At 39.8% G+C, this 22,492-nt stretch carries 25 protein-coding genes; 15 read left to right on the top strand and 10 right to left on the bottom strand.

What is annotated here, in order from left to right; all coding sequences use genetic code 11:
• The first annotated feature begins 77 nt into the window (after positions 1-77).
• Together PTET_RS08670 and icd are read left to right on the top strand one after the other, a co-directional pair.
• Positions 78-818 (top strand): glycosyltransferase family 2 protein, encoded by a 741-nt coding sequence (locus PTET_RS08670; protein ID WP_058154721.1) that lies wholly within the window; start codon positions 78-80, stop codon positions 816-818.
• A gap of 263 nt (positions 819-1,081) precedes the next feature.
• Positions 1,082-2,332: an NADP-dependent isocitrate dehydrogenase gene (gene icd / locus PTET_RS08665; RefSeq protein WP_096038478.1), complete on the top strand. Its 1,251-nt coding sequence runs from the start codon at positions 1,082-1,084 to the stop codon at positions 2,330-2,332.
• 11 nt (positions 2,333-2,343) lie between these two features.
• Here icd and PTET_RS08660 read toward each other — a convergent pair whose 3' ends face one another.
• Positions 2,344-2,790, bottom strand: coding sequence for a hypothetical protein (locus PTET_RS08660; protein ID WP_096038477.1), 447 nt, complete (start codon positions 2,788-2,790; stop codon positions 2,344-2,346).
• Positions 2,791-2,899: 109 nt separating this feature from the next.
• On the bottom strand, positions 2,900-3,847 hold the full coding sequence (locus tag PTET_RS08655; RefSeq protein ID WP_096038476.1) for a LysR family transcriptional regulator: 948 nt from the start codon (positions 3,845-3,847) through the stop codon (positions 2,900-2,902).
• Positions 3,848-3,964: 117 nt separating this feature from the next.
• On the opposite strand from PTET_RS08655, the gene aceK reads away from it, so the two are divergent.
• From aceK to lepB, 4 genes are all read left to right on the top strand, one after another.
• Positions 3,965-5,746 (top strand): bifunctional isocitrate dehydrogenase kinase/phosphatase, encoded by a 1,782-nt coding sequence (gene aceK / locus PTET_RS08650; RefSeq protein WP_013465066.1) that lies wholly within the window; start codon positions 3,965-3,967, stop codon positions 5,744-5,746.
• A gap of 396 nt (positions 5,747-6,142) precedes the next feature.
• Positions 6,143-7,105 (top strand): zinc-binding dehydrogenase, encoded by a 963-nt coding sequence (locus tag PTET_RS08645; protein WP_096038475.1) that lies wholly within the window; start codon positions 6,143-6,145, stop codon positions 7,103-7,105.
• A gap of 86 nt (positions 7,106-7,191) precedes the next feature.
• Positions 7,192-7,446, top strand: coding sequence for a DUF2999 family protein (locus tag PTET_RS08640; protein ID WP_008113615.1), 255 nt, complete (start codon positions 7,192-7,194; stop codon positions 7,444-7,446).
• A gap of 454 nt (positions 7,447-7,900) precedes the next feature.
• The gene (lepB, locus tag PTET_RS08635) at positions 7,901-8,485 is read left to right on the top strand and encodes a signal peptidase I (protein WP_244186355.1); all 585 of its coding nucleotides are present in this window, start codon (positions 7,901-7,903) and stop codon (positions 8,483-8,485) included.
• Between the two features lie 74 nt (positions 8,486-8,559).
• Here the strand turns inward: lepB and PTET_RS08630 are convergent, their stop codons facing one another.
• Together PTET_RS08630 and PTET_RS08625 are read right to left on the bottom strand one after the other, a co-directional pair.
• Positions 8,560-9,273, bottom strand: coding sequence for a flagellar brake domain-containing protein (locus PTET_RS08630; RefSeq protein ID WP_013465062.1), 714 nt, complete (start codon positions 9,271-9,273; stop codon positions 8,560-8,562).
• A gap of 155 nt (positions 9,274-9,428) precedes the next feature.
• A complete protein-coding gene (locus tag PTET_RS08625; RefSeq protein ID WP_013465061.1) occupies positions 9,429-9,929 on the bottom strand; it encodes a fasciclin domain-containing protein in 501 nt (166 codons plus the stop codon).
• A gap of 241 nt (positions 9,930-10,170) precedes the next feature.
• On the opposite strand from PTET_RS08625, the gene PTET_RS08620 reads away from it, so the two are divergent.
• The 3 genes from PTET_RS08620 to PTET_RS08610 all read left to right on the top strand — a co-directional run bounded on the left by PTET_RS08620 (position 10,171) and on the right by PTET_RS08610 (position 11,849).
• Positions 10,171-10,701: a GlcG/HbpS family heme-binding protein gene (locus PTET_RS08620; RefSeq protein ID WP_036954574.1), complete on the top strand. Its 531-nt coding sequence runs from the start codon at positions 10,171-10,173 to the stop codon at positions 10,699-10,701.
• Positions 10,702-10,759: 58 nt separating this feature from the next.
• Positions 10,760-11,236 carry a nucleoside deaminase gene (locus PTET_RS08615; protein ID WP_096038473.1) on the top strand — a complete coding sequence of 159 codons (477 nt, stop codon included), beginning with the start codon at positions 10,760-10,762 and terminating at the stop codon, positions 11,234-11,236.
• Positions 11,237-11,327: 91 nt separating this feature from the next.
• Positions 11,328-11,849, top strand: coding sequence for a DUF2937 family protein (locus PTET_RS08610; protein ID WP_036954581.1), 522 nt, complete (start codon positions 11,328-11,330; stop codon positions 11,847-11,849).
• A 14-nt stretch (positions 11,850-11,863) separates the two neighbouring features.
• Here PTET_RS08610 and PTET_RS08605 read toward each other — a convergent pair whose 3' ends face one another.
• The gene (locus tag PTET_RS08605) at positions 11,864-12,406 is read right to left on the bottom strand and encodes a Tll0287-like domain-containing protein (protein WP_096038472.1); all 543 of its coding nucleotides are present in this window, start codon (positions 12,404-12,406) and stop codon (positions 11,864-11,866) included.
• Between the two features lie 134 nt (positions 12,407-12,540).
• Here PTET_RS08605 and PTET_RS19050 point away from each other — a divergent pair, with 134 nt between their 5' ends.
• Both PTET_RS19050 and PTET_RS08595 read left to right on the top strand, forming a co-directional pair.
• On the top strand, positions 12,541-12,714 hold the full coding sequence (locus tag PTET_RS19050; protein WP_167378568.1) for a hypothetical protein: 174 nt from the start codon (positions 12,541-12,543) through the stop codon (positions 12,712-12,714).
• 224 nt (positions 12,715-12,938) lie between these two features.
• Complete coding sequence (locus PTET_RS08595) at positions 12,939-13,580, top strand: hypothetical protein (RefSeq protein ID WP_244186354.1); 642 nt, start codon at positions 12,939-12,941, stop codon at positions 13,578-13,580.
• A gap of 112 nt (positions 13,581-13,692) precedes the next feature.
• On the opposite strand, the gene metG is transcribed toward PTET_RS08595, so the two are convergent.
• Entirely contained in the window at positions 13,693-15,717 is a 2,025-nt protein-coding gene (metG, locus tag PTET_RS08590) for a methionine--tRNA ligase (protein WP_096038915.1), read from the bottom strand.
• Between the two features lie 177 nt (positions 15,718-15,894).
• Here metG and apbC point away from each other — a divergent pair, with 177 nt between their 5' ends.
• Together apbC and dcd are read left to right on the top strand one after the other, a co-directional pair.
• Positions 15,895-16,971 carry an iron-sulfur cluster carrier protein ApbC gene (gene apbC, locus PTET_RS08585; RefSeq protein WP_096038470.1) on the top strand — a complete coding sequence of 359 codons (1,077 nt, stop codon included), beginning with the start codon at positions 15,895-15,897 and terminating at the stop codon, positions 16,969-16,971.
• 2 nt (positions 16,972-16,973) lie between these two features.
• Positions 16,974-17,558 (top strand): dCTP deaminase, encoded by a 585-nt coding sequence (gene dcd / locus PTET_RS08580; protein ID WP_013465052.1) that lies wholly within the window; start codon positions 16,974-16,976, stop codon positions 17,556-17,558.
• A gap of 17 nt (positions 17,559-17,575) precedes the next feature.
• Here the strand turns inward: dcd and PTET_RS08575 are convergent, their stop codons facing one another.
• Positions 17,576-18,361 (bottom strand): CLCA_X family protein, encoded by a 786-nt coding sequence (locus PTET_RS08575; protein WP_058154702.1) that lies wholly within the window; start codon positions 18,359-18,361, stop codon positions 17,576-17,578.
• 25 nt (positions 18,362-18,386) lie between these two features.
• Positions 18,387-18,980: a tRNA-uridine aminocarboxypropyltransferase gene (locus tag PTET_RS08570; protein WP_096038469.1), complete on the bottom strand. Its 594-nt coding sequence runs from the start codon at positions 18,978-18,980 to the stop codon at positions 18,387-18,389.
• Positions 18,981-19,112: 132 nt separating this feature from the next.
• Between PTET_RS08570 and PTET_RS08565 the strand changes: the two genes are divergently transcribed.
• Together PTET_RS08565 and PTET_RS08560 are read left to right on the top strand one after the other, a co-directional pair.
• Positions 19,113-19,457, top strand: coding sequence for an Hpt domain-containing protein (locus PTET_RS08565; protein WP_016900383.1), 345 nt, complete (start codon positions 19,113-19,115; stop codon positions 19,455-19,457).
• Between the two features lie 128 nt (positions 19,458-19,585).
• Positions 19,586-20,803 (top strand): pyridoxal phosphate-dependent aminotransferase, encoded by a 1,218-nt coding sequence (locus PTET_RS08560; protein ID WP_096038468.1) that lies wholly within the window; start codon positions 19,586-19,588, stop codon positions 20,801-20,803.
• Between the two features lie 33 nt (positions 20,804-20,836).
• Here PTET_RS08560 and PTET_RS08555 read toward each other — a convergent pair whose 3' ends face one another.
• On the bottom strand, positions 20,837-21,295 hold the full coding sequence (locus tag PTET_RS08555; RefSeq protein WP_013465047.1) for a GNAT family N-acetyltransferase: 459 nt from the start codon (positions 21,293-21,295) through the stop codon (positions 20,837-20,839).
• A 9-nt stretch (positions 21,296-21,304) separates the two neighbouring features.
• A complete protein-coding gene (locus PTET_RS08550; RefSeq protein ID WP_028835166.1) occupies positions 21,305-22,447 on the bottom strand; it encodes a ribosomal protein uL16 3-hydroxylase in 1,143 nt (380 codons plus the stop codon).
• Positions 22,448-22,492: the final 45 nt, after the last annotated feature.

Genomic DNA, 22,492 nt, shown 5'->3' with positions numbered 1-22,492 from the left:
TGTTTCCTGTGTTGTTATGATCTGTTTATAATAGGAAGATAATTTTTAAAATACAGCGTTATTAAAAAGGAAATTTTGTGAAGCTATCTGTTTGTATTATATGTAAAAATGAAAAGGATAAAATTGAGCGTTGTTTAGAGTCAGTAAAGTGGGCAGATGAAATCATTGTACTTGATTCAGGTAGCACTGATGAAACACGTGCTATTGCAAATAAATACACAGATAAAGTATTTGTGCGTGATGACTGGCAAGGGTTTGGTGAGCAAAGACGAAGGGCAGAAGCATTAGCAACTAACGATTGGATTTTTGCAATTGACTGTGATGAAGTTGTCAGTGAGCGTTTAAAGGAAGAAATAATAACGACATTGGCAAAATGCAATGAGAAAAATATTTTAAAGCTTAACCGTTTAACGTATTTTTGTGGCCAATTTATTCGACACAGCGGCTGGTATCCTGATCGTATTGCGCGTATCTACAATAAAAAAATAACAGGTTATAACCAAAACTTAGTGCATGAGTCTGTTGTAATGCTTGATTGTAAACCAATTGAGTTGAAAGAAAATATATTACATTTTCAGCATGAAGATATTTTTGGCTATATGAATAAAAGAAATCATTATGCGCACATAGGTGCAGAGCAAATGGTAAATAAGGGTAAAAAACCATCACTCTTGAAGGCAAGTAGTTCCGCTTTTTTTGCTTTTATCCGCCATTATTTTTTAAGACGTGGCTTTTTAGATGGTAAAGCAGGATTTGTTATTGCGGTTATACAAAGCCAATATAGTTTCAATAAATACTTATTTGCCTATTATAAATAATCTCACTTAGCAGGTTAATTTTATAATCATCCGGTGGTTAAAATTAATCTGCAGTTATGCTCTACTCAGTAATGTTCTATTTGGTCGGGTGTTAAATAAAATGCCTGATGCCACCTTTATTAAAAAATCGTTCCCTTATTTTTACTAATAGTGAATACCGTGCAGTTATTCGCTGCGGTGATATCAATTATAAAAATGCAATTACAGACACCTATTAACGAACATGCTTTAATGGAAAGAGGATGTTTTTCTAGGTGTTAACAATGCAATATCAACATATTACTGTGCCAGAAAATGGTGAACATATACTTATTGATGAACAAGGACAGTGGCATATACCCGAACACCCTATTATTGCTTATATTGATGGTGATGGCGTCGGCCTCGATGTGATGCCAGTGATGCGAAAAGTAGTGGATGCCGCCATAGAGCATAGTTATGGCGCAAGACGAAAAATTCATTGGATGCAAGTTTACAATGGTGAGCAAGCTGCCAAGCTTTATGACGGTGATTGGTTCCCTCAAGAAACGATTAATGCAGTACGAGATTGTAAAATCGCGATTAAAGGCCCTTTAACAACACCGCTTGGAGGCGGATTTCGCTCGCTAAATGTCGCGCTTCGTCATGAAATGGATTTGTATGTAAATATGCGAACCATTAAAGGATTTAGTGCATTACCGTCACCATTAAAAAACCCATTTACCACGCATATTACCGTGCTGCGTGATAGCAGTGAAGATGTGTACTCAGGAATTGAGTGGCAAGCGGGCAGTGTTGAAAGTGAAAAAATGCTCGATTTTTTATGTGAAGAAATGGGCGTAACTCGGCTTCGTTTTACCCAAGAGTGTGGTTTAGGTATTAAAAATATCTCTAAAGAGGGATCAGAGCGATTAATACGCTATGCAATTAATTATGCCCTAAAAAATAATAGTGAATCACTCACTTTAGTTCACAAAGGTAATGTACTTAAGTTCACCGATGGCGCATTTAAGCGCTGGGGATTTGCACTGGCCAGACATGAATACGCTGCCGTTGAGCATCAAAACGGGCGCTGGCTTGAAATACAACGTGCTGATTTACCGCCGCTGGTTATTAAAGAAGTAATTGCCGATAATATGCTTCAGCAGTGTTTAATGGATCCTGCTCAATTTGATGTGGTGGCCACCACTAATCAAAACGGAGACTTTTTAGCCGATATGCTCAGTGCACAAGTCGGTGGAGTAGGGATTATGCCGACGGCAAACTTAAATACCGAAGTTGCTTTTTTTGAACCCACACATGGTACATTTGAGCGCATAGCAGGGCAAGATAAGGCAAATCCGAGCAGTAGCTTATTAAGTGCGGTGCTAATGCTTAAGTTTATGGGATGGAGTGAGGCTGCTTGTTTAATTGAAAACGCGCTTGAAAGCACATTTGCCAGTGGACAGGTTACATTTGATTTAGCTCAATCAAATCATAACTCGACAACCTTAAGTTGCAAACAATTTGCCAACAAGGTTATCGAGCACTTTTAAAGGGCAGCATTTTACGCTGCAGAGGCGTTAGCTGTTTGCTCGCGATGAACGCATGGACGCTCTGTCAGCTCTGCAGCTCTGTGGTAAAGTTTATGGGCGCTTGGCTCATCACAGAGTGTGCCACTAAGCGTATCCATTAAAGCAACCACAATAATTGCAGGCACTTGGCAACAGTATTCATCTAGAACGGCTGCGGTTGTTTGTGCATCGACATGACAATGTGGATGACTTTTACGTTGATATGCATTTAATAAAGTATTCACGTCGAGAATGTCGTTTTCATGGTGTTTTGTTTTACGACATGCACACCCAAACTCATCAACTAACGTGGCTAACGCTTGGTAAACGTGTTGCGTTTGAAGTGTTGTTTTACGACACAATTGTTGTTCAATGAATTGATGTAAATTTGCATCAATGAATAATCCGTCTTGTTGTGTGAAGCTTGCTGATGTTTGCATAATTATTACTCTTAGTTTGTTGGCTTAACTTCACTGTAGCGCTAAGTGTAATATTAATGAAATTGTTGTTTTCAATAACTGATATTGATTTGATCAATATTTTAATTCTTTACCTATCAATCACTGTATTTGCAAACGCCAACAACTCGCGTCTAAGCCATTGGTGCGCTGGCGTATGGTGTAATAACGGGCTCCATATCATTTTTACTTCTATGGGGACGATTTGAAATGGCACAGGGCTAATCACTAAATTAGTATGGCTAGTTAAAAGCTTTGCTTGACGACGCGGAAGGGTTGCAATGAGTTGCTCAGATTGACACAGTAAACTGGCAATCATGTAATGACGAGTAAATACGCGTATTTTACGTGTTTGTTCTAATTGCCATAATGCTTCATCGACCCAGCCTAATTTTTGTTTACCTGATTTATTGGTCACAGCGGGTTCGGGGCCCCAGCCGGCTCGATTAACCCAAATATGTTCACTTTTTAAGTATTGGTCTAAGTTTGCATCGTTTAAAAATGGATTATGTGGATGGGTTAAACAACAGTAGTTATCTCGCCATACAGTAGCTTGATGAAAAGAGCGCGGCAGACCATTAAAACGGTTTATTGCCAAATCGATAGTGCCTTTTTCCATATCCTGTAGGTTAACGTCGCTGGGGCTAAGTACATCGAAGTCAATGCCCGGATTTTTAGCTAGCTGCTCGCAAATAAAGGGGGCAATTAGCGTCGATTCTATATAATCGTTTGCCATAATACGAAACGTCACGTTGGCGGTAGCCGGATTAAACTGCTCACTGGGCTGCGTGATCTCTTCTGCCATTTTTAACAGCGCTTCAATTTCGGGCTTAAGGGCAAGGGCTTTAGCTGTTGGGGTCATGGAGCCAGCTGCACGAACAAGCAAAGGATCGTCAAATAAGTCTCTTAGGCGTTTTAACGCATTGCTCATAGCCGGTTGTGTTAATGCGAGTTTATTGGCCGCTTTAGACACACTTTTTTCATCTATTAATACATTTAAATAGACGAGTAGGTTGAGATCGACATTTCTTATATTCATATGATCAATTTTATTTATTTGCTGTATTAATTATCTAAATTAAAGCGTGCTTGCTAAGGTGTAAACCTCTAATAAAAAATAATCAGCATAATTGCTAAAAATAGAAGCGCCTATACTATGCCTAGCACGTCGTTAACGTCTACCCACAATCCTATACAAGAACTCATAGCCACTAAGTTAGCACGCGCTGTATTTGCTGGCTTTGAAGCTATGTTTGCACAGTTCTTAAATATTACCTTAGGGGCACAAAGTCGCTTTGAACAACGCCAATATCATGAGGTGCAAGCGGCAATGCGAGCGCGCTTGCAAGTGTATGAGCGTCAAGTAAAGCAGGTGAGTGAGGCCGTTAAAGTGATTGCCTATGATGAACTAAACTGCCCACAAACATGGCAACGAGCAAAAAATATTTATGGCGAAATGGTTAAAGAGCATGAAAACCAGCCAATTGCACATACGTTTTTTAATTCTACTTTTGGCGCTATTTGGGATGATAAAAAAATTCGTACGGTGCATTTATTTGTCTTAAAAGCAAAGTACCGGGGGCAACCACGTTCTTATGAAGGGCTTGTGAGTCGTATTTCCTTAAAAGAAGGCTTTGATAGCGCAGTTAAAACTTTAGTCAATGAACAAGTGTTTAGAGTGCCATTTAAAAATTTAAACGAGGACTTAGCTAAACTACAAGCAACGTTAACCCAAGGGGCGCAGCAACAATGCAGACAAGTGTATGAGCTAATAAGTTTAAATGACGGCTATATTGAGTACGCCAATTCACACTTTTACCGAAATAAAGCGTGTTATGTAATAGGACGATGTATTGCTAAAAATGGCGATAATATGCCCTTTGCAATAGCCATTTTAAATACCCCTGACGGGCTTACAATTGATGCTGTGATGATGGGTGCTGATCAGCTGAGCTTGTTATTTGGCTTTGCGCGCACGTACTTTATGGTAGATACCGACCAACCTGCAAGGTATGTAGATTACTTAAGTGTGTTAATGCCTCACAAACAACGGTTTGAATTGTTTAATGCGATAGGTTTTATTAAACATGCGAAAACAGAATTTTATCGCTATAAGGTGGATACGACTAAAAGTAGCCCCGAGCAATATAAATATCATTTAGCGCCAGGTACACCAGGTATGGTGATGCTTGTTTTTACAATTGATGGCCTAGACTATGTGTACAAAGTAATAAAAGATAAATTTAGTGCACCAAAAACGGCGACAAAACAGCAGGTAAAAGATAAATATAACTTTGTAAAACAGGCTGATAGAGTAGGGCGATTAGTTGATACTCATGAATTTAGATACCTAGCCTTTGATTTAAGTCGTTTTAGTGATGAACTGCTTACACAAATGAAAAAACACATTGGTGATAGCTTAATTATTTCGGGTAAAGCGTTAATACTCAAACATGTCTATGTTGAGCGAAAAATGACACCGCTTAATTTATATATCGGTCAATGTAGCAGTAAATCACTGCAGCAGGTGATGGTTGATTATGGTAAAGCGATTAAAGAGCTTGCCAGTGCTAATATTTTTGCCGGTGACATGCTAATGAAAAACTTTGGCGTGACACGTTGGGGGCGAGTGGTATTTTATGATTACGATGAAATTTGCCCTCTTACTGATTGTAATTTTAGAGAAGTGCCAAATACTGACAACGCGTTAGAGGAAATAAGCTCACATTCTTATTTTGATATAGACCAAAATGATATATTCCCGAGTCAATTTAAGGTGTTTTTTAGTGCCAGCAGCAGTGCCTTTAGCCATTTTAATCATTATCATAGTGATTTATTTACGGCAAAGTACTGGCAAATGACTCAGCAAGGTATTGAGCAAGGTCAGCTTCCTGATGTATATCCTTATAAACAAAGCTGGCGCTTTAATAATTTATAGTTTTGTTTATCTTTCAAGGTTAAATTTGAAGTTGTGTTTTTAGGCAATGCTTCCCCAGCAATTGCTGATAACGCAGCATAAATGCAGAACATGTACTGCCCAACGAGTTCGGTCTGAATTGAACAAAGGTTAGTCCACAAAGGCCAATAAACTGATTAAATCAGCACTGAATTTTTGTGCTTAAGGCGCTGTTAACTCCAAAAGGAGTATTATGAGTTTAAATTAGTTGGCTTCGCTTTTTTTGTCAGGCTTTGTGTTTGCCAGTGCTAAAACCCCGAGGTTACATCAATAAAATTACTAACCACTACACACTTTAAATATATTACACAGAAAATAACGAGTTAGTTGAAGCCGAAGTATGGCGAAAATCAAATAGAATAAAATACGAGGAGATTTATGCAGTACATTTCACATCAAGATCAGCAATTAGCGTTTGAACAAACCGATAAGCCGCAGATTAGCAGTAATGAAGTATTGGTAAAAGTAGCAGCGATTGGCGTTAACCGTGCCGATTGTATGCAGCGTCAAGGTAAGTATCCTGCTCCTGAAGGGGATAGCCCTATTCTAGGACTCGAATGTGCAGGTACCGTGTGTGAGCTTGGCAGTGAGGTAGACCCTAAATGGCAAGATAAGCGTATTTTTACTCTATGTGCTGGAGGTGCTTACAGTGAATATGTCGCGGTAGATGCGCAGCAATTAATAGAATTGCCAGATAATATTTCTATGGCACAAGGTGCTGCTATTAGTGAAGTGTATTTAACTGCCTTTGGTGCACTCTTTGAGTTAGGAAAACTACAATCAGGGCAAACGGCGCTTATTCATGCCGGTGCCAGTGGCGTAGGCGGAGCGGCTATTCAAATGGCAAAAAGTGCCGGTGCACAGGTGGTAATAACAGCAGGGTCTGATGAAAAATGTGAACACGCTAAAAGCTTGGGTGCTGACCATGTGATTAATTATAAAACCACTGATTTTGTTGAATATATGAAGGCACATAACTTAAGTGCAAACGCCATAGTCGATCCGGTTTCTGGCCGCTATTTGAATAAAAATGCCAAAGTGGCCGCAATGGATTGTCAGATTGTGATGCTCGCATTTTTAGATAGTCGCTTTGCCGAAGTCGATTTTGCACGCTTATTACAAAAACGTATTTCGTTTCATGCCTCCACATTACGTAATCGCAGTATCGCGTTTAAGCGTGCGTTAAGAGATGCATTTGTAGCGCGCTTTTATGATGATATTGCCAATCAGAAATATGACTTTAATATTTATAAAACCATGCCATGGCAACAAGCTAGTGAGGCACATGCCATTTTAGAGGGTAATGAAAACTCAGGTAAAGTTGTATTGTTGGTAGAGTGAAACAAGTAATGCCACAGGGATTAATATTGTTAATCCCTATATGAAGCCATATACTTTAACAAACTATTTCGATTTTAAGGTTAATAATGAATCCAATTATTGCAATATTAAAAGAGCACAATGTCAGCGATGAAAAAGTAGCGGCATTATTTGAAGCATTTACCCAAAACCCAATGATGGCTATGGCTTTAGTACAAGAGCTGGGCATACCACCTGAAAAACTTCAGCAATTGATGGCGGTAGTAATGACCCAACCTCATTTAATTAAAGAAGCAACGGATGAATTAGGTTTAGATTTTGCAAAAGTACAAGAAGCGAAAGACAAGTTAAACCAGCAGTAAACTATCTTTAGAGACATGTTTTATGCATGTCTCTATCCCTAAACATGTTTTGTTTCACACTCATTTGAACGGCTCTGCATTTATACAGTCAAATAAATACTTAACTTATAGCAGGGACAAAACATGAAGCGACTTTATAAATTTTGGAAAAATAACCGTTCTTAAGGGCCTGTTAACCTTTCAAGGTTGAATTTGCAGTAGTCTGTTTGGTATTTAAGCAAGGCAGAGCCTATGTGGTGTGGTTATTCCCCATAAATAGGCGATAACGTAGCATCAATGCCAAACAGGTATTGCCCAAAGGGTTCTTCCAAGGGGCGATTAACTCTTTGTTACTCGGTTTTTACTTAGCCCACTAGGTTACAAACCTCGCGCCGCGATTAAATCGCCCCTTGTTTGAACAAATTCCAATCCGCAAAGGTCAACAGGCCCTATTGTTTTTATTATTTTAAAGAGTGTGTTTCGTAGTGCCGTCGCCGATTGGTACGAAGTACCAACAGGTTCAATGAAACCGACTATTGAAGAAGGCGACCGAATCCTTACCGATAAAATGGCGTATGATTTACGTATACCATTTACGCATGTATCCCTGTTAAGACTGGCAGAACCACAAACCGGCGATATTATTGTATTTGATTCTAAAGTGGCGGATAACCGTTTAATAAAACGCGTTATTGGCACACCAGGTGATATAGTTTCATTGCAAAATAACGAATTGACCATTAATGGCGAGAAAGTAAGTTATAGCACTTTAAACGAGAGTATTCGGTGGCTAGATAAAACTGAGCACTTAAAGGGGCATGCTCATACCATACGGCTTACCAAATCGGCAGCAAGCTTAGTGCAGTTTCCGGCAACACCAATAGCAGCAGATCATTATCTGGTTATGGGTGATAACCGCGATAACAGTGCGGACTCACGGGTTATTGGATTAATTCCACGTGATGAGTTGCTGGGTCGGGCAGAGCGAGTGATTGTCTCGCTTGATTATGATGATTACTACTTGCCAAGAAGTGACCGGTTTTTGAAGCGTTTAGAATAAAAAACTAACTATTACAATGGCTAAGCAAGATTGGTTAGCCATTGCTGTTTTTGCAGGTAGGATTATTTAAGGCATTAATCAATATCAATCGAGTAAGCTTCTAATAGCTTGTTAAGCTTAACTTGCTCTGAAGCATCAAACTCTATACCAACGCTAAGGCGGTTGCCTTTCATTTGGTTATTCCTAATGTAAGACGTAATAATAACAGGCTCGTTGTCTAATGGAGAAAGTATATGCACAAAAACTTGACGTTTTTTTAGTGCAACAAATCCAGAGCTTACGTGAATAGCAAAGCGACAACCACTCGGAGAAATATCAATAATTAAACCGTGCAATAAGCTTTTATTATCAGCATCAATATCGCCTTTATGTAAACTAATTTTAGCCGGAATGTGTGTAGGCAACCTGCTAGTTTCACGTAATTGGCGGCTTTCAATTTTTTTAGGGTAAGCTAAATAAATTAATCGTTCAGGGCGAAATGAAATCGCTAATATGCTGGTTGAAAAAGCAACACATTCGCCCCGTTCGTCTTCAATGATATAACGTACAATAGCCCCATTACCTTCAACTAAAATGTCGCTGTAATCATTTTTACCTGCTTGAGCAGGGTATTTTAATATTAAATATTTACCGGTGTCGTAGCCGATTAAAGTGAGTTTAAAGCGAACCTGAATGGGATTGTTAAATTGTATATCAATTAGCTTTCCCGGGAGTAAATCGAGGAAAAACTTCTTTTGATCTTCAGTTGGTTTATCTTCAACAGTAGTATTATTTTTATTTGTTTCCACAAACACTTTCTCAATATTAACAGACGCTTAATTATCTTTTAATATAGTGTAAAAATCACTAGTATAAAAGAGGGCATTTAGTAAAAGAAAATAATACTTTGTGCTTGTAATAGTGAGCGGAGTTAGTATTTTACTCCGCTGTGGAGATTAGATTGTTACTCTTTTGGCAACAAAACAGTATCAATGACATGAATCACGCCGTTGCTGGCTTTTACATCTGCCATTACTACGTTTGCATTGTTGATCATGACAGAGCCATCATTGGTGGTTACATTCACAGACTGGCCTTGCACGGTCGTTGCACTGTCTAATTTTACAACGTCTGCAGCCATTACTTTACCTGATACCACATGGTAGGTAAGAATTGCAGTTAACTTGTCTTTATTTTCGCTCTTAAGAAGGTTTTCAACGGTACCTGCTGGTAGTTTAGCAAATGCCTCATCAGTTGGCGCAAATACAGTAAAAGGACCATCTCCTTTTAACGTATCAACAAGGCCTGCTGCTTTGACGGCAGCAACGAGTGTTGAAAACGATCCATTGGCAGCAGCTACATCAACGATATCTTTTTTCATACCATGGTGATCGGCATGAGCTGCTGTAGATAGGGTTAAACTTGCTAATACAAAAGTCAGAACAGACGCTATTTTCTTAAACATGTTACTTTCCTTTAAATTGATTAGTTGTCGGTTAAATATTACGCCGAGTTGCTAGCTTACGATCATTTTAAAAAAGGGGGGTTACATTACCTTATCCCAATAAAAGTATTTTATAAAAAGCAAAGCCTGCTATTAACCCTCCTAGTGAAAGCTTTTATGAGTAAACACGGTCTGTTTATTTTCAATTTTTTATATCCAGTTCAGCGATATAACGTCATTAATTAACAATAGGAAATAAACCATGAAAAAACGGGCTATTTTTACAGCGCTCATTGCATCACTTTCTTCATTAGCGTCTGTTGCTGGACAAACTGAAATGCAGATAAATACTTATAATCAACAGCTTGAAAATGTGGCTATGGTGGCACAATTAACGGGTGAAATGGCACAGCGTATAGTCAATGCAGCGTCTGCAGCGGCGCTCAAGGACAATTTAGCTGTATCAATAACCGTTGTGGATGCATCTGGGCAAACGCTGGCGGTACTTCGCGATCATCGTGCCGGTGTTCATACTATTCGTGCCAGTTATAAAAAAGCCTATACCGCCAATTCGCAAAAGCGAGAAACCGCAGTTATAGCAAAAGGCATAAATGAGGGCACTATTCCAGCAGACCTTCGTTATTTAGATGAAAACATTTTAATATTGGATGGCGGGGTGCCTATTTATATAAACGATACTGTGGTGGGGGCTGTGGGAGTTGGCGGTGCTCATGGCAGTGAGGATGTACGTGTTGCAAAAGCAGGGATCAAAGCGTTATGGTTAGCGCAGTAGAAAAACTGATCACGTTACTAAATATCCCCAAAAGTGATAGTAAAGGAGTTTACAGATTATGAACGAGACTGATTTAGCGCACTTAAAACGCACCGTAGCGCTAGCTAAAGAGGCGTTAGAAGCAGGTGATGAACCGTTTGGCTCAGTCCTTGTTGATGCTAATGGGCATGTATGTATGGAAGATCGCAACCGTGTTGCGGGTGGCGATCATACTCGTCATCCTGAATTTGAGATTGCTCGTTGGGCAGCCAACAATATGACCCCAGAGCAACGCGCCAGCGCCACAGTGTATACCTCAGGAGAACATTGTCCTATGTGTGCTGCGGCACACGCCTGGGTTGGCTTAGGTCGAATTATGTATGTCAGTTCATCTGCGCAATTAACTAGCTGGCTTAGCGAGCTCAAAATGACTAAGTCGCCGGTTAACCCGTTACCTATTGAAGCGGTTGCTCCTAATGTCGCTGTTTATGGGCCCGTACCAGCACTTGTTGAGCAGGTTCACGCCCTACATCGTCAATTCCACCAAGCAGATTAACAGCGCAGCAGCGCATGGTATTTAGACTAAAGCGACTACCTGCTATAGTTAACAGTAGTCACTTTTATTAAACGCAGCACAAGGGATTATTATGATCGTTAACCTGTTCGATAAGTTAATATTTGCTTGCGCTTTTATTGTTTCATTGCAACTACCGCAGCTGAGTGATCATTACCAACAACATTTAGCGGGCTTATACCATGCAACAAAATGGCAAGTCGACGGCTATGCAAAAACGGCCAAGCAATATAACTTTTCTAGCACGCAAGCGATGATAAACCGCCACTTAGCTAACCCTGAACCTAGCGTTAGAGCCGATGCAAATCAAAAACAGCAAACATTACTGCAATTTGCCGATTTAAAAAAAGGGATGGCTATTTTTGAACAAGGTAATTTAGTGCAAAAAATGCTGTATATGTTCTCCCCTGAGCGCGTTGACAGATTACAAAATACACTTGATAACTTTAAGTTAGGTATCCCTTTAACCGCGAGTGCAGTGTTGTTTGCATTGGTATTAGCTATTTTATTAAATCAATTACTTATGCTGCCACATACTTTATATGTTAGGCGTAAAAAGCGTATTGCATCCGATGCGGTAAAATTTAATAGCTGATCTTCAATGAATTATCATTGGTGATTTTCACTGGCCCTTTTAACAACAAATGCGCCACGAATGTCACCCAGTTTAAAATCAGTTGCCTGATCATTAGGGTATAAAGTCGCTATTTTTTTAGAAACTGTGGGGTCAATCTGACTGCCATGACACGCTAAACACGCTTTTTGAGTAGGAATCGCTTTTACAAAATACCAGCCATCCGGTCTTTGCTCTTGATATTCTATGCTTGCTACCGGCTCGCCATTGAGCTTACGTTGTTCAAAGTTTAATAAAACATTTTTGAGCCATGCATCGGGTTGATTATCTGAGTTACGAGTTTTCAAAGCACTGCGGCTAATTTGCCAAGGACTATTGCTATGTTGTGAAGCGATAGCGGGTGCAGCTGTATTACATACACTTATTGCCGCTAGTGGGCCGCTTTGTTTCATAGTACTAACCAGTACCTGTTTTAAATCACTTGAAAATGCCTTAATGGTTTGTCGTGCCTCGTCGGTATTGCTAGCAAAAGCAGCGGATGAAAGAAATAAACTGGAAAAAAACAAAATAATGCGCATAATACACCTCTAAATATTAGAAGGTTCTAATATACAGGGTGTCAGGTGTTTTTCAAGTAAATCGTTTAGCGTTTAAGCACTTTTTACTTAAGGCATCGCGCCTAAAATCGATAAACAGTTTCAAGAGAAAAGATATGCACAATAAGCACGGTGAGAGTAAAATAATAAACCAACAAAATAACCATGATGCTGGTGGACTTAATGCACAAGATCCATTAGCCGCTATTAAAGCAATTCGACTCGAACAGTTAGCGCAATGTCGGCTTAAAATACAAAAAGAAATGCAGCACATGCAAAACAAAAAATAGCCTTGGACGATAAAAACTTGCTAAGTTAACGTTATTAATTTTAAAGGTTGGATAGTGCAATTAATCCGTTATCTATAAAACATCCGCATCAAATTATTACTTTTATAGCTTGGCTGTGCGCTTTAGCTGTGATGTTAATAGGGCTACTTGCGCCTGAAAATAAAAGTGTTTTAATGCTGTTGTCACTGAGTTCCCTCTGCTTACTTATGTTTAATAGTGTAACGATGTCAGCTTGGGTATTTAAACGTTTTAAAGACCAACAATTACGCTTTATTGCTCTTTTAGGCAGTGGCGCTTTTATGTTGTGTATCGCGGGTGATGTGATTAATTTTAATTTACCCCAACACTATTATCGCTATAGTACCTTGATAAAACATGATTACTTAGTGGATTCAATCTTATTTTTTGCACCTGGTTACAGCCTTTTATTTATAGCCTGTGTGTTAGCTTTTAATATAAAACGTCGGGTGTCGCTTATAAAAAGTGCACTTTTTTTTGTTGTTGTGTTGGTGCTAAGTAGTGCGTCGCTCTCTTCTATGTATCTTGAGGGGGTAGGAGATACTATTTTAGCTATGACTGGGGTCTATAGTTTAGTGATAACGGCTGTTGGGCTTATGGGTCTGGTATTAGTTGTTGCCTATGGTGGGACTAACGCACCCAAACCAATAGTGTGGGTGAGCTTAGGGCTTTTCCTTGCTGCATTGGCTGATGCCATTATTGGTGCTTTTTGGATTTATGGTAATCAGGGGCAAGGCTTTTACCCTCAAGTGCGCTATATAAACTGGTTTGTGTATATTAGCTCGCAAAGCTTGGTGATTCACTTAGCAAAAGTTGTTGCAGTAATATCAAATCGCAATAATGCTTAATTATTTTCAGGAAGTAAACCACAGAATAGCGGCGTTAAAAATTCTTATTATAATAGCTAAATAACAGATGAAAAAAAAGCCGCTAAATATTAGCGGCTTTAAGCGATAATAATTACATTACGCGCATACCCGGCTCAGAGCCGTCGTCTGGGTTAAGAATGTAAATTTCTTTACCACCAGGGCCTGCCGCAAGTACCATGCCTTCAGACATTCCAAAACGCATTTTACGTGGTTTGAGGTTAGCAACCATTACCGTTAATTTACCTTCAATGTCTTCTGGTGCGTAAGCCGATTTAATTCCAGCAAACACTTGGCGAGTTTCACCGCCTAAATCAAGGGTTAACTTAAGTAGTTTGTCAGCGCCTTCTACGTGCTCTGCTTTGGCAATTTTAGCAACACGCAGGTCTACCTTTGCAAAGTCATCAAACTCAATCTCTTCGCTAATAGGCTCTTTCGCAAGCGGGCTATTAGGATCGATTTTGTCTTTTTCAGCAACTAAACTTTCTTTTGATTCTTCAACCATTTTATTCACTTTATCCATTTCTACACGTTGCATTAACGGCTTAAATTTATTGATAGGGTGGTTTACTAACGCTGTTTGCGCACCCTGCCAAGATAATTCATCATTTAAAAAGGCTTCAACATTTGTGGCCATACCAGGCAGTACAGGCTTTAAGTAAGTGATCAGTACGCGGAATAAGTTAAGTCCTAACGAACATACCTGATGCGCTTCTTCTTGCTTTGACTCGTCTTTAATAAGCACCCAAGGCGCGGCATTATCAATGAACTGGTTTGCTTTATCAGCAAGTGCCATAATTTCACGGATTGCGCGGCTGTATTCACGGTTCTCGTAATATTCGGTGATTGTCGCTGATGCGTTCTGGAATTCTGCAAGCAATTGAGGTTGCATAACTGTATTGCTCAGCTTACCGTCGAACTTTTTAGTAATAAAACCAGCACAACGACTGGCAATATTCACTACTTTACCCACTAAGTCTGAGTTTACACGTTGTGCAAAATCTTCAAGGTTTAAATCTAAATCGGTAATGCCACTATTAAGTTTAGCTGCGTAGTAGTAACGTAAAAATTCTGGGTCTAGGTTATCTAAATAAGTACGCGCTTTAATAAACGTGCCTTTTGATTTAGACATTTTTGCGCCATTGACCGTAACAAAACCATGGGCGAACACATTAGTTGGCTTTCTAAATTGAGCGCCTTCTAACATAGCAGGCCAAAATAGGCTGTGGAAATAGATGATGTCTTTACCAATAAAGTGATAAAGCTCAGCGTCTGAACCTTCTTGCCAAAATGCATCAAAGTCGATGCCTTGTTTGTCACATAAGTTTTTAAAGCTCGCCATATAACCAATAGGCGCATCTAGCCATACGTAAAAGTATTTACCTGGTGCGTTTGGAATTTCAAAACCAAAATAAGGTGCATCACGGCTGATGTCCCATTGCTGGAGACCATCGGCAAACCACTCATCTAACTTGTTGGCCATTTCTTGTTGAATTGTGCCTGAATGTAGCCACTCTTTAAGCATGTCTTCAAAGGCGGGTAAATCAAAAAAGTAATGCTCAGAATCTTTTAAGATAGGCTCAGCACCCGACATAACAGAGCGTGGGTTGATTAGCTCGGTTGGGCTGTAGGTTGCGCCACAGGCATCACAGCTATCCCCGTTCTGATCTTCTGATTTACATGTAGGACACGTGCCAGTAACAAAGCGATCTGGCAGAAAAATGCCTTTTTCTGGATCGAATAACTGTGAAATAGTGTGCTTTTTGATATGACCGGCATCGTTAAGGCGGTTATAAATAAGCTCACTAAATTCTTTATTCTCTTGGCTATGGGTACTGTGGTAATTATCAAATTTGATATTAAAATCAGCAAAGTCGCGTTGGCGCTCGATACTAACGTTTTTTACCATTTCCTCAGGCGTGATCCCTTGCTTTTGCGCATTAAGCATAATAGGTGTGCCATGAGCATCATCGGCGCACACATAGTATGCTTCGTGGCCTTGTAGTTTTTGAAAACGCGACCAAATATCAGTTTGAATATACTCTAATAAATGCCCTAAATGGGTAGGGCCATTGGCATAAGGTAATGCGCTAGTAATCAGGATCTTTCGCTGTGCCATAATCATTCCGAATTAAGCGTTCCTAGTCAGGAACAGATGAAAATTATTACATTATCGATAAGCAAAGTGATAACAGAGCACACTGCTTATCGATATTTACTAATTGACTGGTGTTAATGCCCTGAATGTTACATAATTCCGTGGCACTTTTCATCAAAGAAACGCTATTTTATTGCTATGTTTGGACTGTCGAAACTATTCTCTGCAAAATCGGTGCAAAAACAACCGATTATTTCTGCTCTAGCGGCCTATCGCAGTGCCGCTTTCGCTGTGGGTATTGAGCAAGATTTCATTGCTGATATCACTCAAAACACCGATAAATCAATTACGGTTAAACTCATTCTCCCTTTTGCGGCGCAATCTGAAATGCCGCACGTGGCTCAATTTTTGACTGAGCGTTTAAAGGTTGATGTAAACGTAACGGCTAATGTTCACCTCAAAGAAGCTGCGAAGTTTAAAGCCATTAAACATATTGTTTTAGTCGCCTCAGGAAAAGGTGGGGTGGGTAAATCTACTACGGCTGTAAATCTTGCGGGCTCGCTTAAAAATGAAGGCGCAAAAGTAGGCATACTAGATGCCGACATTTACGGTCCGTCAATTCCTATGTTGTTAGGATTAGTTGGCAGTGAGCCGGTTACAAAAGACAATAAACAATTACAACCGTTTGATGCCAATGGTATTAAAGCGCAATCTATCGGTTTTTTAGTCCCCAGCGATGATGCGACCGTATGGCGCGGCCCAATGGCCTCAGGCGCGCTTAGTCAACTTTTAAATGAAACCGATTGGGGTGAACTTGATTATTTAATTGTAGATATGCCGCCAGGTACCGGTGATATTCAATTAACCATGAGCCAAAAAGTGCCAGCCAGTGGCACCGTGATTGTCACGACGCCACAAGACTTAGCGCTTGCTGATGCGCAAAAGGGTATTGCTATGTTTAATAAAGTAAATGTGCCAGTGCTCGGTTTGATTGAAAATATGAGCCATTACATTTGTGGGCATTGCGGCGAGGCCAACCATGTATTTGGTAAAGACGGTGCACAAAAATTAGCCCTTAAGCATGGTGTGCCTGTGCTTTCGCATATTCCGCTTGCGATTGATATCAGAGAATCCTCTGAGCAAGGTAAGTTGATTGCCGATGATACAGATGCGGCTATTAGCAAAACTTACAGCGCGGCCGCACGATTGATTGCCAGCACGCTTTACTATCAACAACATCACAACGCGATTGACGTTGTGATTACGGAAGATTAAAAATGAGACTTTCAGATACACATATTAAAGAATACTTAAACGATGGGCGCATTGTTATCGAGCCCGCGCCAACGAGTGAAATGATTTCAGGGGTTACCGCTGATCTTCGCTTAGGTAATAAGTTTAGAACATTTCATGCCCATAATGCCGCTTATGTTGATCTAAGTGGTCCAAAAGATCAGCTTAATAAAGCGTTAGAATCAATCATGAGCGACGAAATTGTATTAGCTGAAGGCGAAGCGTTTTTTCTACATCCTGGCGAGCTTGCGTTGGCAATAACCTATGAAAAAGTAACCCTACCTGCAGACATTGTTGGTTGGTTAGACGGGCGTTCATCGCTGGCACGTTTGGGTTTAATGGTGCATGTTACAGCACACAGAATCGATCCTGGTTGGAGTGGTAATATTGTTTTAGAGTTTTATAACTCTGGTAAGCTGCCGCTTGCGCTCAGACCTATGATGAAAATTGGCGCAATGAGTTTTGAAACACTTACCGGTCCGTGTGAAAGCCCTTATAACACCCGCATTGATGCAAAATATAAAGATCAGAATAGTGCGGTAGCAAGTCGTATCAGTGACGATAAATAACTGAGCTAAACAATAGCTTATTTTTCTAGTTGATGAAGCGCATAACCTAATAGTTGAAAATAATGGTTAAGCGCTTCATTGGCGTGTAACGTGTGCTTTAGCTCAGGATAAATTAAGTTATTATTACTCAAACCGCCGACTAAAAAACTGTTTTTGATTGTTTGATGCTCGTTGATACAGGCTTCAAAACACCGAGCAGCAAGCTCCTCTGGCATACTCATATACTGCTGATTATGCGCTTTATCAAACGCAATGCATTTATTTACAAATTCATTGGCATGTTCACCGCTTTGCTCTAAAAACACCTGTTTATAAAATTGATTAAGTGCATCATTAAGTGGATGGCTTAAGTCGGGAGAGTGTGATAACCATAACTTAGAAGCGAAACCAAAGCGGGTTTTTGATTTAAACAAATGCTCACTAATATGATGATCAAAAGCATGAAACCATTCATGGGCTAAAGCGCCACCGCCTGCATTTTTAGCCAGTGCTAAGGTTTGGTCATACGCATTATAATGTGCTTGCACGCCTTTTTGTCCACCGTGACCAAAAGCGAAATTAAGTTTGCCACGCAGGCCAATGGCAGTGGGTGGTAAATGCAAAATCTGCGCTAAATCAGCCAGCGCATCATAAATTAAGTTGGCACTAATAAAGCGCTCTTCTTTAGTAACCCATTTACCAACCACCATAGAACGAAAACCAAATGTGGTTCTTATATCACTAAAATCGACTTGATCGTCAAAACGATAGTCGGGGCCTTGGCGAGAAAATCCGCGTTTTAATCGAGATGTGGTATTACGCATCGGTTATTTTATTTCAGCTCATACATTACAAGTAACGTGCTTTTACGTGAGCGGGCATGTGTTGGGTTTGTTTTTTTATTAATTCCTCTAATAAACCATACAAGGGCGCAGGGTTTAGTGCTTCTATGAGCCATAAACTATGTGCTACTGCTTCTAGTGTCGATAAACTATCTGCTCTAGGGGCTTTACGAATAGCATAACGGTTGGTGGGAATATGGCTAAAGCTTACCGTTTTAAACTGTTGTAATAACGGGGTTAATTGCAAAATTTTAAAAGCTTTATTCCATGTACCATCAATCACAATTAAATGCGTAATCTCTTGTAGATTTTCTTTACTATTCGGTCGGTCTAATTTTACGGCGCTCTCGCTTGGGTAGAGTAATACGCTCGATTCAACAGGCAGGTTCTGTAAACAGGCGAAGTCTTGATTATTTTCGCCTCTAATAATTTTACAGTGGGTTAAACCCAAAGCTAATAGCTGCGCCGTATTTTTGCTAACTTTTGCTTCACTGGGGTGCTGCAAAATAATAACCTGTGTTTGGTTATTAACACGGATAATTGCGCTGCAAATACAAGTGCTTAGCGAAAAGTTACACTGTTTACAAAGAGGACGTGCCATTGAATACACTATTTCGTTGGTACATTTGCCGTAATTATACATTTTAGCACTAATAAAGTTGGTTTTTTTTGTGCTTAGATATAGAGTAAGAGATAAGAAGAAAATCGATGGACCGTATTGAAGGGCATGAATATGACAGAGATCAATATTGACGAATCCGCTTTAGAAAGTATGGAATCGCTATTAGGTGAACAATTTCCAGATACGTTGGAATTTTGTTGTGCGGAATTTGAGCGATTGGGTAACGAAGCAATTGCTGCGATTGGGCAAGATAAAGAGGCTGCTATTCGCCACTCTCATAGCCTTAAATCAAACGCCGCTCAATTTGGTGCGGCAAGTTTAGCCGAAGTTGCTCGTTTAATTGAATATAATTTAAATAATGGGAATGACGAGCAGGCTGTTAATGCAGCCGATGGATTAATGGCGCAAGTTACTGGTTCACAAGCAAAACTAAATGCATGGTTAGCTGGGCGCTAAACGCGTTTCAATAGTAATAAAAAAGAGTGTTAACGTGAATTTTTTTCAGTTTTAAGCGCTTAATTTTCCTAGTAATTCACGGCTTTACTGCGTTAGTCTAATGGCTAACTTGCTCTTTAGAGGTAACAATGTCAGAAATAAAAAAGAGTCATAAATTAGACGGCGTCTGTTATGACATCCGAGGTCCCGTTTTAGTGCAAGCTAAAAAAATGGAGGATGAGGGCCAAAAGGTATTAAAGCTTAATATAGGTAACCCCGCCGCATTTGGCTTTGATATGCCAGAAGATATGCATCGCGATATCATTCGTAATTTATATTCAGCTCAAGGATACTGTGACTCTAAAGGTCTTTATTCTGCGCGGGTTGCTATTTATCAGCACTACCAACAGCGTGGCTTACACAATTTAGACGTTGATAATATTTACATTGGCAACGGTGTGAGTGAGCTTATCCAAATGGTTACTCAAGCACTGTTGAATAATGATGATGAAGTGTTAATTCCTGCTCCAGATTATCCCCTTTGGACAGCCTCGGTAAAATTAGCAGGTGGTAATCCGGTTCACTACTTGTGTGATGAAGAGCAAGATTGGTTTCCTGACATTGATGATATTAAGAGTAAAATCACCTCTAAAACCAAAGCATTAGTGCTGATTAATCCCAACAACCCAACTGGGGCTGTGTACAGTGACGCTTTACTTGAAGAGTTGATCAATATTGCTCGAGAGCACAAGCTTTTGCTGTTAAGCGATGAAATATACGAGAAAGTTCTATACGACGGCGTTACCCATACTTCTATTGGTTCATTATGCGATGATCTCCCTATCATCACCTTTAATGGCTTAGCTAAAACATACCGTGCTGCTGGGCTGAGAATGGGCTGGATGGTGTTAAGTGGTCGCACCGCATTAATGACAGATTTAATTAAAGGCTTAGATATTCTTGCCTCAATGCGTCTTTGTGCCAATGTGCCCGCACAATATGCAATTCAGCAAGCATTGGGTGGCGTTCAGTCAATTGATAGCTTAATTGACCCCGGTGGGCGTTTATATGTGCAACGTGATATTGCTTGGCGCGGCTTAAATGCGATTGATGGAATTAGTTGTAAAAAGCCTAAAGGGGCGCTTTATGCTTTCCCTAAAGTGGATACCGCTAAATTCAATATTAAAAGCGATGAACAAATGATGTTTGATTTGTTAAAAGCAGAAAAAATATTGTTAGTACATGGGCGCGCCTTTAACTGGCCAGAGCCTGATCATTTTAGATTGGTGTTCTTACCTAATAAAGATGATTTATCGAGTGCAATGATGAAAATGCAGCGTTTTTTCAAAGATTACCGACAAGAATAAAGAAAAAAACGAGCCAAGTGGCTCGTTTTTTCGTTAATGCACTAAAGTAAATGGTCGTGTTTCAAAGCATGCAATAGGGCACTGCATACGTTGCCTTGGGATACCTGCTTCCATAAAGACGTGGCCTTGCACAGTAAACCCATTATTTTTGAATCGTTCTACTTCGTTTAAAATACAATTAATACTGATTGCTTCAATACCTTGCTCCGCTGCTAATTTAACAATGAAATTAAGCAGTGACTTATAAACATTGCGGTTGCGATGCTGCGGCAATACGGCGATTCTTCCAATTAAACCATCATTACATAATCGACCTGTGGCAACAGGTGAGTGCATATTATCGGTGACCAGAATATGTTGAGCGAGTGCATCTAAGTTATCAAACTCAATACGTTTAGGAATATGTAACTCATATACAAACACTCGCTCCCTTATATGTTGCAGTTGACTTTTTTCACTTTGCCAATCAACTTTGTCAACGGTATAAACCATGACCTCCTCCTAGCTAAACCAAATACCCTCATTAACCAGTGTAGTAAAAGTTTCGATAAAATCTAGGCTAGGTGTGGTTGCATTAAGCACGCTGCTATCAAATTCAATAAAATCAGTAAGCTGTTTTACCGCTTCTAAATCAGATAAGGGTAAAGCGTAGTTTTCGCCATTGATACTTAGAAGTAACTCTGTATCCATACATTGATAAATAGCACGTGTGCCCCCTAAACGCTCAAATGTTACTTGGTTCTCAAGCAGTTGTTGTATTTGTTCGACACTAAATGGGTCTTCTTCAGGGGCTAAGTCCATATCATGCTTAGGTTGGCTAAGGGTATTACCTAACCAGTGTTTAAATAAACTCTCGTCTTCTAGCAATGCTTGCATTAACGTTTTTACTTTATCGACTTCGCTTTGGGTTAGCTCACCTTTGGAATCACGTAGGGCGAGGGTATGGTCGGTATACCTTTTTTGGCCGCTTTCTGTGTCGATAATATGATCAGCAAAACTTGAAAGTAAATCTTGTTGATTAGGTGCTCTAAAACCGACTGAATAGTTGAGTGCATTTTCAACCGCATAGCCTTCATGAGGACAACCGGGTGGTATATATAAAATATCACCGGGCTCCAAAATACAATCAATTACTGCACTAAAAGCTTCAACTTGCAGTAATGTTTTATTTTGAGCAAATTGTTTTAGTGTTGGGTCGGGTAATCCTACCCGCCAATGGCGCTTACCTTCACCTTGAATAATAAATACATCGTATTGGTCTAAGTGTGGGCCAACACCGCCACCTGGGGTTGAGTAGCTGATCATCAAATCATCTATTCGCCAATTAGGTATAAAGCGAAAAGGTTCAAGTAACTGAGCAGCTTCTGGGTGCCAATGATCCACTGCTTGCACGAGTAGTGTCGAGTGCTGATCAGTGAGTATTTCAAAATCGTCAAATGGTCCCTGATGCGATTGCCATTGTTGATTGTGGTTAGTAATAATGCGCGATTCTATGCTGTCTTCCATAGCAAGGCCTGCGAGTTCATTCGCATCAAGTGGATCTTGAAAATCTTTAAAACCAGCTTTGATCAACAGTGGTTTTTTTTGCCAATATTGACTTAAAAACGCTTGCTCTGATAATTCATTTATTTTTAATTGATACATAGAATGCCTATAACGTTAAGACCTAAATGAAAAAAGCGAAAGGCA

Source organism: Pseudoalteromonas tetraodonis, assembly GCF_002310835.1.
Classification (GTDB): Bacteria; Pseudomonadota; Gammaproteobacteria; order Enterobacterales; family Alteromonadaceae; genus Pseudoalteromonas; species Pseudoalteromonas tetraodonis.
This window is presented reverse-complemented; position numbering and strand designations above follow the sequence as displayed.